A 12,091-nucleotide genomic window follows, 5' to 3' on the forward strand; every position below is an offset into this window, starting at 1 on the left:
CAAGCACATCATACGGGCGACGACGGGTCCAGTATTGGTACGGATTAGCTGGCATTCCCGATTCTGCCATCATCGTTGGCGTTGATTCGGACATCCGCGGTCCCCTTTGGATCGGGCAGGGCACGTCCTGAGCGAGTAGAGCTCAGCATCGAGAAGCGATGCACGTTCGCGTGGCGTTACCCCACAGACCCAAGCATTCCAAAGGATTCAACTTTCCATGCACACGATCGTACTGGCCACCCAAAAGGGTGGCAGTGGCAAGAGCACGCTTGCCATCGGCCTCGCGCTGGCGGCCAAGCAGGCCGGCTTCACCGTCCGCCTGATCGAAACCGACCCGCAGGGTACCCTGTCCAACTGGCTGCGTCGCCGCCACGCTGACGATCTCGTCGTCGAGCCGATCTATCACGCCGCCGACATCGCGCCGCGCCTGAAGATGCTGGCCGACAGCGGCCTGCGGCTCGCGATCGTCGACACCGCGGCCGGCCTCAGCGCCGCGACCACCGCCGCGATCCGCCATTCCGACCTCTGCCTGATTCCGGCCCGCCCGAGCGTCGCCGACATCGAGGCGACCGTCTCGACGCTCAGCGTCGCGCGCGCCTGGAAGCGGCCCTACGGCTTCGTGCTGAACCAGGCGCCGATCCGAGGCCAGCGCATCGACAACGCCGCCAACACCCTCGCCGAGGAAGCCGCGCTCGATCTCGCCGAAGTGCTCGCGCGCCCGTTGATCGTGATGCGCAATGACCACCAGGACTCGCTCGCGAGCGGCCTCGCCGTCAGCGAATTCGCGCCGAACGGCAAGTCGGCGGACGAGATCCGCGGCCTCTGGCGCTGGATCGAGACCCGGCTCGAGCTCGAAGCCACGACCAATGTCCTGATCGACCAGGTCATCTCGGTCGCGGACGGGATGCTGCACGTCGCCGCCGAACACGCGGCGGACGAGACCACGACGCTGGCGTCCTGAGCGGGGCGATCGCTCGGACGACAGGCGGCCTCTTCACTTATCCGGTTGAAGAGCCCAAGCGACGAACCAATCCGGCCACCAGCCCGGCCGGATTGCTTCGCTTCGCGTTTTCTAGACGAGCAACCATCCTCCTCGTCATTGCGAGCGCAGCTCTCCGCGGAGGGCTTCTCGATTGCTTCGCTGCGCTCGCAATGACGGCGTGGTGGGGTCGTCGCCTTCGCCGAGACTCACGGCCTATCGGCGGCAGGCCCGATCTTCACTTCTGACATTTCTGGCACCAGAAGGTCGACCGGCCGTTCTGGGTGAATCGCTTCACGGTGCCGCCGCAGCCTGGCGTCTTGCAGGTCTCGCCCTCGCGGTCATAGACCTTGAAGGAATGCTGGAAATAGCCGAGCTCGCCCGAGGTCTGGCGATGGTCGCGCAAGCTCGATCCGCCGGCCTTGATCGCGTCGTTCAGCACAGTGTGAATGGCACTCACCAACCGCTTCGCGTGATCGGTCGGCTCGCCGCCGCCAACACCCTTGCGACCCTTGGTCGCGAGCGTCGCAGCAATGCGGCGCGGCGACAGATGCGAGCGATGCAGCGCTTCGCAGACATAGATGTTGCCGAGCCCGGCGACCACGCGCTGGTCGAGCAGCGCGGCCTTCAGGCTCGTCGTCTTGCCCTCGCACGACCGCGCCAGCATCGCGGCGTCGAATTCATTGCCGAGCGGCTCGGGGCCGAGATCGCGCAGCAGCGGCTCGTCCTCAAGCGCGTTGCGCGCGATCACTTTCATGTAACCGAAGCGGCGCGGGTCGTTGAACACGATGTCGGCGCCGGACGACATCCGAAACAGCACGTGGTCGTGCGTGGAGTCCTTAGCCCGCGGGTAGTGAAACTCGCCCGGCGCGGCCTCGTTGTCCGGCTTGATGACGCGGAACGAGCCCGACATCCCCAGATGCATCAGCAGCACGTCGCCGGAGGCGAGATCGGCCATGAGATATTTTGCACGGCGGCCAAGCCCCGTGACGACCTGCCCCTGGAGCCGGGCCACGAAATCGGGCTGGAAGGGAAAGCGCAGATCCGGCCTGCGGGCCTCCGCGACGAGGATTTTCGCACCCTCCATGACGGGCTGAAGGCCGCGGCGGACGGTCTCGACTTCGGGCAATTCAGGCATGGTCAGGCATTCACCTTATGAGGGCGGTGTGATAGCGCCATTGCGGCGGCCGCGCTATGGTCCGCCCAGTGGAGTAGAGTAATGGATCGGCCGGGCGAAACCACGCATTTTGGCTTCAGGGACGTTCCCCTGGGGGACAAGCAGACGCTGGTGAACGATGTGTTTCACAGCGTGGCGTCGCGCTATGACTTGATGAACGACCTGATGTCCGGTGGCCTGCACCGGGTCTGGAAGGACATCATGATCACCGCGCTCAACCCGCCGCGGGGTGACCGGCCGTTCGCGCTGCTCGACGTTGCCGGCGGCACCGGCGACATCTCGTTCCGCGCTGCCAAGGCGGCAGGTCCCGGCTTCCATGCCACGGTGTGCGACATCAACGCCGAGATGCTGGCCGTGGGCCGCGAGCGTGCCGCGAAGCGGCATCTCGAGACCCAGGTCGATTTCGTCGAGGGCAACGCCGAAGCGCTCGCCTTCGCCGACCGCAGCTTTGACGCATATACGATCGCTTTCGGCATTCGCAACGTGCCGCGGATCGACCTGGCGCTGCGCGAGGCCTATCGCGTGCTCAAGCCCGGCAGCCGCTTCCTGTGCCTGGAATTCTCCACCGTCGAGATGCCCGGGCTCGACCGGATCTATGACCTGTTCTCGTTCAAGGTGATCCCGCCGCTCGGCCGCATGGTCACGGGCGACGCCGAGTCCTACCAGTATCTCGTCGAATCGATCCGCAAGTTTCCGAAACCCAACGCCTTCGCCGACATGATCCGCGACGCCGGCTTCGCCCGCGTCAGCTGGCAGACATTGTCCGGCGGCATCGTCGCACTGCATTCGGGCTGGCGTTTGTGATTTCTTCCATTACCCACATTTCGCGCCTGATCCGCGCCGCGTTCGTGTTTGCGCGCGAGGGCGTGTTCGGTTCCGTCGATCCGACCCTGGTGCCGCCGCCAGGGCAACTCGCGCTGAAGCTTGCGCGCCTCGTCGAACGGCGCGGTCCAAAGCACGGACCACGGCTGACGCGCGCGCTGACCCGGATGGGCCCGGCCTATCTCAAGCTCGGGCAGTTTCTGGCCACGCGTCCCGACGTCGTCGGCGTCGTCATGGCGCGTGATCTGGAAAGCCTCCAGGATCGCTTGCCGCCGTTTTCGCAAGCCGAAGCGGAAGCTGCGATCGCGAGCTCGCTGGAGCGTCCGCTCAAGGACGTGTTCGCGAGCCTCGGCCCGCCGGTCGCGGCAGCCTCGATCGCGCAGGTGCATCGCGGCGAAGTCTTGCGCGACGGCATCCGCAAGCCGGTCGCCGTAAAAGTGCTGCGGCCCAACGTGGCCTCGCGATTCCGCCGCGATCTCTCCGATTTCTTCTACGTCGCGCACAAGGCCGAGACCTATTCGAGCGAGGCGCGGCGTTTGCGCCTGATCGAAGTCATCAACACCATGTCGCGCTCGGTCGCGATGGAGATGGACCTGCGGCTGGAAGCGGCTGCAATGTCGGAGATGGCGGAGAACACGGGCGACGATCCTGATTTTCGCGTGCCAACCGTCGATTGGGACCGCACCACGCACAACGTGCTGACGATGGAGTGGATCGACGGCATCGCGCTGAACGATCACAAGCGCCTTGCAGAGGCGCAGGTCGACCTGCCCGATCTCGGCCGCAAGGTGATCCAGAGTTTTCTGCGCCACGCGCTCCGCGACGGCTTCTTCCACGCCGACATGCATCCGGGCAATCTGTTCCTCGATGACGCCGGCCGTCTGGTCGCGGTCGATTTCGGCATCATGGGCCGGCTCGGGATGAAGGAGCGGCGCTTCCTCGCCGAGATCCTGCTCGGCTTCATCACGCGCGATTATCGCCGCGTCGCCGAGGTGCATTTCGAGGCGGGCTATGTGCCGGCGCATCACTCGGTCGAGAATTTCGCGCAAGCGATCCGCGCCATCGGTGAGCCCATTCACAACCGCACGGCGGAAGAGATCTCGATGGCGCGGCTGCTGACGCTGCTGCTCGAGGTCACCGGCCTGTTCGACATGACGACGCGGCCCGAGCTGATCCTGCTGCAGAAGACCATGGTGGTGGTCGAGGGCGTGGCGCGCGCCTTCGATCCCAAGCTCGACATCTGGAAGGTCGCCGACCCCGTGGTGCGCGAATGGATCGAGCGCAATCTCGGCCCGATCGGCCGCGTGCAGGGCGCGCTCTCCGGCGGCAGCGACCTCGCCCGCGTGCTGATGCGCCTGCCCGACATCGCGCAGCGCTCGGTCGCGGTGCTCGAGCAGCTCGAGACCATGACGCGGGAAGGCATCCGGCTGTCGCCGGAGAGCATCGCCGCGATGGGCCGCAGCGAAGGCCGCAAGAATCGCTGGCGCACCGTGGCGCTCTGGATCATCGCCGCCACCTTCATCGGAATCCTGATCGCCGTTCGGAATCTGTGATTGCACTGCAATCACGGAAACGATAGCATCGCTATCGCTATCATTCCGTGCTGGAGGGGCGTCATGGCAAGCCTGACCATCCGCAAGCTCGACGAGGGCGTCAAAACCTATTTGCGCCTGCGCTCGGCCAGGAACCGCAGGTCGGTCGAGGAAGAGGTCCGGGTCATCCTCGGGGAGCTGATCGAGGGCCGCGAGGAGCCGCTGACGCCGTTTGCGCTGCCGCCGGCCCAATCTACCGCCCCCACGCCGCAACGGACCGGCGCCCTTCCCGAGGCCAGCGTCACCCTGATCATCGGGGGCGGAATCGCGGCCTATAAGTCGCTCGACCTGATCCGCCGGCTCAAGGAACGCCGGATCGAGGTCCGTTGCGTCCTGACCAAGGCGGCGCAGCAATTCGTCACGCCGCTGGCCGTGAGCGCGCTGTCGCATGAGCGCGTCTACACCGACCTGTTCGACCCGCAGAGCGAGTTCGACGCCGGTCACATCCGCCTGGCGCGCGACTGCGACCTGATCGTCGTCGCGCCCGCGACCGCCGATCTCTTGGCGAAGATGGCCAATGGCCATGCCGACGATCTCGCCAGCGCCATCCTGCTCGCGACCAACCGCAAGGTCCTGCTGGCGCCGGCGATGAATCCGCTGATGTGGAAGAATGCGGCGACCCGCCGCAACGTCACGCAGCTTCAGCGTGACGGCGTGGTCCTGATCGGCCCGAATTCAGGCGAGATGGCCGAGGCGGGCGAAGCCGGCGTGGGCCGCATGTCCGAGGCGATCGAGATCGCCACCGCCGCCGAGCGGCTGCTGCGGCCGCCGGTGCCGCGCCCGCTCGCCGGCAAGCGCGTGCTGATCACCGCAGGCCCTACCCACGAGCCGATCGACCCGGTGCGCTACATCGCCAACCGCTCGTCCGGCAAGCAGGGCTTTGCCATCGCCGCCGCCGCGCAAGCCGCAGGTGCCGAGGTGATCTTGGTCAGCGGCCCGGTCGATCTCGGCGATCCCCCGGGCGTAACGGTGAAGCGGGTGGAATCGGCCCGGCAGATGCTGGAGCAGGTGCAGGCGGCGCTTCCCGCCGACATCGCGATCTTCGCGGCCGCGGTCGCCGACTGGCGGGTCGCCAGTGAGGGCGAGCAGAAGCTGAAGAAGACCTCGGCCGGCATGCCGCCGCTTCAGCTGGTCGAGAATCCCGACATTCTCGCCACGATCTCGAAGCTGACCGACCGGCGCCCACCGCTGGTGATCGGCTTTGCCGCCGAGACCGAGCACCTCATCGACAACGCCAAGTCCAAGCTGGCCCGCAAGGGCTGCGACTGGATCGTCGCCAACGACGTCTCGCCGGCGACCGGTGTCATGGGCGGCGACCGCAACACCGTGCATCTGATCAGTCGCAAGAATGGTGAGGAGGACGGCGAGATCGCAGTTGATTCCTGGCCGGTGATGACCAAGGAACAGGTCGCCATCGAGCTGGTCGCGCATGTCGCAAAGAGCGTGACCGACAAATCCCGGGAGCCGGCATCTTGAGCACGAAAGTCACGGTCGAACTGCAGCAACTGGCCCACGCCGAAGGCCTTCCGCTGCCGACCTACCAGACCTCCGAAGCCGCCGGCCTCGACCTGATGGCCGCAGTTCCCGACAGCGAGCCGCTGACGCTCGCCCCCGGCCGATATGCGCTGGTGCCGACAGGCCTCGCGGTCGCGCTGCCGCCCGGCCACGAGGCGCAGGTGCGGCCGCGTTCGGGGCTTGCCGCCAAGCACGGCGTCACCGTGCTGAACTCACCCGGAACCATCGACGCCGACTACCGCGGCGAAATCAAGGTGATCCTGATCAACCACGGCGCAGCGCCCTTCGTGGTCAAGCGCGGCGAGCGCATCGCGCAGATGGTGATCGCGCCGGTGGTGCAGGCCGCGCTGGTTCCCGTGACAACATTGTCCGCGACCGATCGCGGCGCCGGCGGCTTCGGCTCGACCGGCCGCTAACACACGGCAACTCCAGCCGAATCATCCCGAAGAACTAGGTGGATTGGAACCGCGCGCCCGGCATTTTTGTGGGACCGCCTTTGCGTTCACGATCTGGACTCTTACCGCTGGAGTCACGGTGGGGGTATTGTCGTTTGATTCGCGCGCGACGGGGGTCGCCGCGCGCAAATTCGTGCGATCTGGGGCAACTATGTCAGGCGTGATCGTGTCGATGCGTCGGACGCTGCTGTCGTGCACATCGTTGGCGCGCAACGGCTTGTTGGGAGGCGCTCTCGCGGCGCTGCTGCCGGCTGCGCCGGCTGAGGCTGCCGACCTCGTCGACACACTTTCCATAATGCTGGACTTCAACCGGCAGGAACTCGCGGTGCTGGCCACCGCGCTCGCGCTGCTCGGCTTCTCGGTCGTGGCCGCGATCCTGTTGATGCGCACGCGCGTGCGCACGGCGAACAACGAGGCGCGGCTGCGCGCGCGGATCGGGGAACTGCAACTCCAGTCCGATCGCTTCGGCGCGTTGCTGTTCGCCGAGCCGCAGATCCTGATCTCTTGGCCCGCCGGCGACAATCGCGCGCAGATTTCCGGCGACATCTCCATGGTGCTGCCGCGCGATTCCTCCCCCCAGCGCGTCCTCGCGTTCGGAACATGGCTGCCGCCGGAGCCCGCGCTCCAAATGGATCACGCGGTCGATGCGCTGCGTGACCGCGGCGACGGGTTCCAGCTGACGCTGACCACCGCGCACGGCCACACGCTGGAGGCCATCGGCCGCGCCATCGGCGGCCAGGCCATCGTCAGGATTCGCGAACTCTCCGGTCTCCGGCGCGATCTGGCCGAGACCAATCTGCGTTACAAGGCACTTGCCGACGAGACCGAGATGCTGCGCGGTTTTGCCGCCGCGGCTCCCTGGCCGATCTGGGCCAAGGCCGAGAACGGCACGCTGAGCTACGCCAATCCGGCCTATGTACGCGCGACCGAGGCAAGCAGCGCCACCGACGCCCAGCAGCGCAAGCTCGAGCTGCTCGACAGTGCCGACCGGACCGCGATGGAGCGAGGCCTGAAGGACGCGGCCAGTTTCACCTCGCGACTGCCGATCGTGATCGGCGGCGAGCGGCGCATCTACGACGTCCGCGCTGTCAATGTCGGCAGCGGCAATGTCGGCGTCGCCATCGATGCCAGCGAGGCGGATGCGCTGAGCTCGGCGCTGGTGCGGATGGCGGAGGCGCATCGTCGCACGCTGGACCAGCTCTCCTCGGGCGTTGCCGTGTTCGACGGCCAGCGCCGGCTCGCCTTCTACAACGATTCCTACCGCCGGCTGTGGGACCTCGACCGCATCTTCCTCGACGCCAATCCCGACGATTCCAGCGTGCTCGACCAACTCCGCGCAGCGCGCAAGCTGCCGGAGCAGCCGGACTTCCGCGCCTGGAAGGCCAAGCTGCACGAGGCCTATCGCGCGGTCGAGGCCGCCAAGGACACCTGGTACCTGCCCGACGGCCGCGCGCTCTCCGTCGTCACCACGCCGAATCCGGAAGGCGGCGTCACCTATCTGTTCGACGACGTCACCGAAAGCCTCGAGCTTGCCCGCCGCTTCGACGGCATGATCCGCGTCCAGCGCGAGACGCTGGACAGCCTCGCCGAGGGCGTCGCGGTGTTCGGCAGCAACGGCAGGGCGCAGCTGTTCAACCCGGCCTTCGTCCGGATGTGGAAGCTGTCGAGCGACGCCATGCGCGACGAGCCGCACATCCAGACGGTCGAAGGCTGGTGCCATCAGCTGTTCGACGACCCGCAAGTCTGGCGGCAGATCCGCGAGGCCGTCACCTCGATCGAGAGCCGCGCCGACGTGCCGCTGAAGCTCGAGCGCAAGGACGGCAGCGTGCTCGACGGCATGATCCGTCCGCTGCATGACGGCGCGACCATGCTGACGTTCCAGGACATCACCGACACCGAGAATGTCGAGCGTGCGCTGCGCGAGCGCAACGAGGCGCTGGAGGCCGCCGACCAGATGAAGGTGGATTTCGTCCACCACGTCTCCTACGAGCTGCGCTCGCCGCTCACCACCATCATCGGCTTCGCGCATTTCCTCAGCGATCCCTCGACCGGGCCGCTGACGCCGAAACAGGCCGAATATCTCGACTACGTCACCAAATCGACCAACGCCCTGCTGGCGCTGACCAACAACATCCTGGATCTCGCCACGATCGACGCCGGCGCCATGAAGCTGGAACTCGGCCCGGTCGACGTCAGCAAGGCCATTGAGCTCGCCGCCGAGGGCATCCAGGACCGCCTCGCCACCGACCGCATCCGCCTCAAGGTCGAGATCGCGCCGGATATCGGCAGCTTCGTCGGCGACGAGAAGCGCGTGGTGCAGGTGCTCTATAACCTCCTCGCGAACGCCGTCGGGTTTTCTCCACAGGATTCCACCGTCGGCATCAGCGCACGCCGCACCGAACGCAGCGTGGTCTTCACTGTGACAGATTCCGGGCCTGGAATACCTGCCGACATGAAGGACAAGGTGTTCAACTGGTTCGAAAGCCGCTCGCAGGGGTCGCGTCACCGCGGCGCCGGGCTCGGCCTGTCGCTGGTGCGCTCCTTCGTCGAGCTGCATGGCGGCAAGGTGCGGGTGGATTCGATCGTGGGCAGAGGCACGGTCGTGATCTGCGACTTCCCGACCGACCAGGCGGCGCATCGCGACGCCGCCGAATGACTGAACCGACCACATTCTCCGTCGCGCTTGTCAACGAGACGGCCACCGCGCAATTGATGGCCGACCTCGCGCTGCTGGTCGGCCCCGGCGACGTCATCACCCTCACCGGCGATCTCGGTGCCGGCAAGACTGCGGCTGCGCGCGCCATGATCCGCTATCTCGCCGGCGACGAGGCGCTGGAAGTTCCGAGCCCGACCTTCACGCTGGTGCAGGGTTACGAGCTGCCGCCGTTTCCGGTGATGCATGCCGATCTCTACCGCGTCGAGGACGAGAGCGAGCTCGAGGAGATCGGCCTGTCGCCGCTTCCCGATGCCACGCTCGTCCTGATCGAATGGCCGGAACGCGCACCGTCAGCGATGCCGCAAGACCGCATCGACATCGCGCTGACGCACCGGCCGGCGCTGGGCTCGAATGCGCGCGCCGCCGACATCACCGGTTACGGCAAGGCCGCCGCGCAAGTCGCGCGGCTGAAGGCGCTGCGGGAATTCCTCGAGGCATCCGGCTACATGGATGCAACGCGCAAGCACATGGCCGGCGATGCCTCGACCCGCTCCTATGCGCGACTGCTGCGCGACGACGAGATCGTCATCCTCATGAACTTTCCGCAGCGGCCCGACGGCGCTGCAATGTACAACGGAAAATCCTACAGCGCGGCGGTGCATCTTGCCGAGAACATCAAGCCGTTCGTTGCCGTCGACGAAGGCTTGCGCGTGGCGGGAGTCTCAGCGCCCGCGATCCACCATTACGATCTCGACCACGGCTTCCTGATCTCCGAGGATTTCGGCAGCGACGGCGTGATCGAAGGCGATCCGCCGCGCCCGATCGCCGAACGTTACGAAGCTGCGACCGACGTGCTGGCCGTGCTGCACAGCAAGACATTGCCGGAGACGCTGCGGCTGGCGGATCAGACCTACACCATTCCTGCCTTCGACACCGAGGCGCTGCTGATCGAGATCGGGTTGATGCCGGAATGGTATCTGCCCGATCGCAACGCGCCACTGAGCGACGAGAAGCGCGCGGAATTCTTCGCGATGTGGCGCGAGCTGCTGAAGAAGCCGCTGGCCGCGCCAAAAACCTGGATCATCCGCGACTACCACTCGCCCAATCTGATCTGGCTCGCCGATCGTACTGGCATGGCGCGCGTCGGCGTGATCGACTTCCAGGACACCGTGCTCGGGCCGCACTCCTATGACGTAGTGTCGCTGCTGCAGGACGCGCGTATCGACGTCCCTGAGACGCTCGAGCTGACACTGCTGTCGCGCTACATCAAGGCGCGGCGCACGGCCGATGCGAGCTTCGATCCGGCCGGCTTCGCCGAGCTCTACGCCATCATGTCGGCGCAGCGGAACACGCGCCTGCTCGGCACCTTCGCCCGCCTCAACCGCCGCGACGGTAAGCCGCATTATCTGCGCCACCAGCCGCGGATCTGGACCTACCTCCAGCGCTCGCTGGCACATCCCGCGCTGGCTCACCTGCGCGACTGGTATCTCGCCAACGTCCCGCCGCCCCAGGGGGCGTCCCAAGAGCCGTCCCAAGAGCAGCCTCAAGAGCAGCCCCAAGCCTGATTCGCGGCCCGATTTACCGCCTGTTAGCCATCGCATCGGTATCATCGCCCGCAGGCAGCCGGACAAGGACGGGGCTGGAGCAAGGGCAGATGGCGGTCAAGACGGACCATCGTGGCAACAGCCGGGTTGTTTTCGAGCGCGGGATACCGGCGCAGATGATGGGGATCGACGGCACCTGGCGGCGCGAGTGCACCATGGAGGACGTCTCCGAGAGCGGCGCCAAGCTGACCATCGACGGCTCGGTCGAGGGCCTGCATCTGAAGGAATTTTTTCTCCTGCTGTCGTCCACCGGACTTGCGTACCGGCGCTGCGAGCTGGCGTGGGTCAATGGAGACCAGATCGGCGTCAATTTTCTCAAGCTCGGCGACAAGAAGAAGAAGGCGCGTTCCACATCCGTTGGGGCGTGACGGCCACACCCGTCGTACAACCGTCACGGCAGGTGGTTAAGGCGGTTAAGACGCGGTGCGGCCAATTGCGGTCCGTGTTAGGATTGCTGCGTACGCGAACTTCAAAAGTTCTCAAGTCCAGGATTCCGGGAAAGAAGAGTCTGAGAAAGCGAACGATGTCCGTCAAACCGACCAAAGCCATGGTGCTCGCCGCGGGGTTCGGGCTGCGCATGCGTCCGTTGACGGAGAAGATGCCGAAGCCGCTCGTGCCGGTGGCGGGCCAGCCGCTGCTGGATCATGTGCTCGACAAGCTCGGCGACGCCGGCGTGACCGAGGCGATCGTCAATGTGCACTATCTGCCGGACCAGATCATCAATCACACCGCATCCCGCCAGCATCCGCGCGTGACCATCTCGGACGAGCGCGACCAGGTGCTCGGCACCGGTGGTGGCGTGGTCAAGGCGCTGCCGCTGCTCGGCGACGCGCCGTTCTTCCATGTCAATTCCGACACGCTGTGGATCGACGGCGTGCGCTCGAACCTGGCGCGGCTTGCGGAAAACTTCGACCCTGAGCGCATGGACATCCTGCTCTTGATGGCGCCGACCGCGACCAGCATCGGCTATAGCGGCCGCGGCGATTACGGCATGCTGCCCGACGGCGCCCTGCGCAAGCGCAAGGAAAAAGAGGTCGTTCCGTTCGTCTATGCCGGCGCGGCGATCCTGTCGCCCTCGATCTTCGCCAACGCACCGCAGGGCGAGTTCTCGCTGACCAAGATGTTCGACCGCGCCAACGAGCAGGAGCGGCTGTTCGGCCTCCGCCTCGACGGCGTCTGGATGCATGTCGGCACGCCAGATGCGGTGCATGCGGCGGAAGAGGCGTTTCTGGAGAGCGTGGCGTAAGCCGCTCTCGTGTCCCGGACGCGGCGCGACGTGCCGCTCCGCAGA

The 12,091-nt window shown here is 66.3% G+C and carries 10 protein-coding genes; 9 read left to right on the forward strand and 1 reads right to left on the reverse strand.

Annotation, left to right across the window (positions count from 1 at the left end; genetic code table 11):
- Positions 1–217 precede the first annotated feature (217 nt).
- Positions 218–961, forward strand: coding sequence for a nucleotide-binding protein (locus ABIB99_RS20220; RefSeq protein ID WP_354177270.1), 744 nt, complete (start codon positions 218–220; stop codon positions 959–961).
- A 256-nt stretch (positions 962–1,217) separates the two neighbouring features.
- Here ABIB99_RS20220 and mutM read toward each other — a convergent pair whose 3' ends face one another.
- Positions 1,218–2,117: a bifunctional DNA-formamidopyrimidine glycosylase/DNA-(apurinic or apyrimidinic site) lyase gene (gene mutM, locus ABIB99_RS20225; RefSeq protein ID WP_063980156.1), complete on the reverse strand. Its 900-nt coding sequence runs from the start codon at positions 2,115–2,117 to the stop codon at positions 1,218–1,220.
- Positions 2,118–2,198: 81 nt separating this feature from the next.
- On the opposite strand from mutM, the gene ubiE reads away from it, so the two are divergent.
- The 8 genes from ubiE to ABIB99_RS20265 all read left to right on the forward strand — a co-directional run bounded on the left by ubiE (position 2,199) and on the right by ABIB99_RS20265 (position 12,046).
- Positions 2,199–2,960: a bifunctional demethylmenaquinone methyltransferase/2-methoxy-6-polyprenyl-1,4-benzoquinol methylase UbiE gene (gene ubiE, locus ABIB99_RS20230; protein ID WP_085405034.1), complete on the forward strand. Its 762-nt coding sequence runs from the start codon at positions 2,199–2,201 to the stop codon at positions 2,958–2,960.
- Positions 2,957–4,531 carry a 2-polyprenylphenol 6-hydroxylase gene (ubiB, locus tag ABIB99_RS20235; RefSeq protein ID WP_354177272.1) on the forward strand — a complete coding sequence of 525 codons (1,575 nt, stop codon included), beginning with the start codon at positions 2,957–2,959 and terminating at the stop codon, positions 4,529–4,531. The genes ubiE and ubiB overlap by 4 nt, the downstream gene beginning before the upstream one ends.
- A 63-nt stretch (positions 4,532–4,594) precedes the next feature.
- Positions 4,595–6,046, forward strand: a complete 1,452-nt coding sequence (gene coaBC, locus ABIB99_RS20240; RefSeq protein WP_354177273.1) for a bifunctional phosphopantothenoylcysteine decarboxylase/phosphopantothenate--cysteine ligase CoaBC — start codon at positions 4,595–4,597, stop codon at positions 6,044–6,046.
- Complete coding sequence (dut, locus tag ABIB99_RS20245; RefSeq protein WP_354177275.1) at positions 6,043–6,501, forward strand: dUTP diphosphatase; 459 nt, start codon at positions 6,043–6,045, stop codon at positions 6,499–6,501. Before coaBC ends, dut begins: the two co-directional genes overlap by 4 nt.
- A 190-nt stretch (positions 6,502–6,691) precedes the next feature.
- Positions 6,692–9,196, forward strand: coding sequence for a sensor histidine kinase (locus tag ABIB99_RS20250; protein ID WP_354177276.1), 2,505 nt, complete (start codon positions 6,692–6,694; stop codon positions 9,194–9,196).
- On the forward strand, positions 9,193–10,761 hold the full coding sequence (gene tsaE, locus ABIB99_RS20255; protein ID WP_354177277.1) for a tRNA (adenosine(37)-N6)-threonylcarbamoyltransferase complex ATPase subunit type 1 TsaE: 1,569 nt from the start codon (positions 9,193–9,195) through the stop codon (positions 10,759–10,761). Before ABIB99_RS20250 ends, tsaE begins: the two co-directional genes overlap by 4 nt.
- A gap of 89 nt (positions 10,762–10,850) precedes the next feature.
- On the forward strand, positions 10,851–11,168 hold the full coding sequence (locus tag ABIB99_RS20260) for a PilZ domain-containing protein (RefSeq protein WP_014490931.1): 318 nt from the start codon (positions 10,851–10,853) through the stop codon (positions 11,166–11,168).
- A gap of 155 nt (positions 11,169–11,323) precedes the next feature.
- On the forward strand, positions 11,324–12,046 hold the full coding sequence (locus tag ABIB99_RS20265; RefSeq protein ID WP_071908906.1) for a nucleotidyltransferase family protein: 723 nt from the start codon (positions 11,324–11,326) through the stop codon (positions 12,044–12,046).
- The last annotated feature ends 45 nt before the right edge of the window (positions 12,047–12,091 follow it).

It is taken from the genome of Bradyrhizobium sp. LA6.1 (assembly GCF_040547805.1).
GTDB classification, from domain to species: domain Bacteria; phylum Pseudomonadota; class Alphaproteobacteria; order Rhizobiales; family Xanthobacteraceae; genus Bradyrhizobium; species Bradyrhizobium barranii.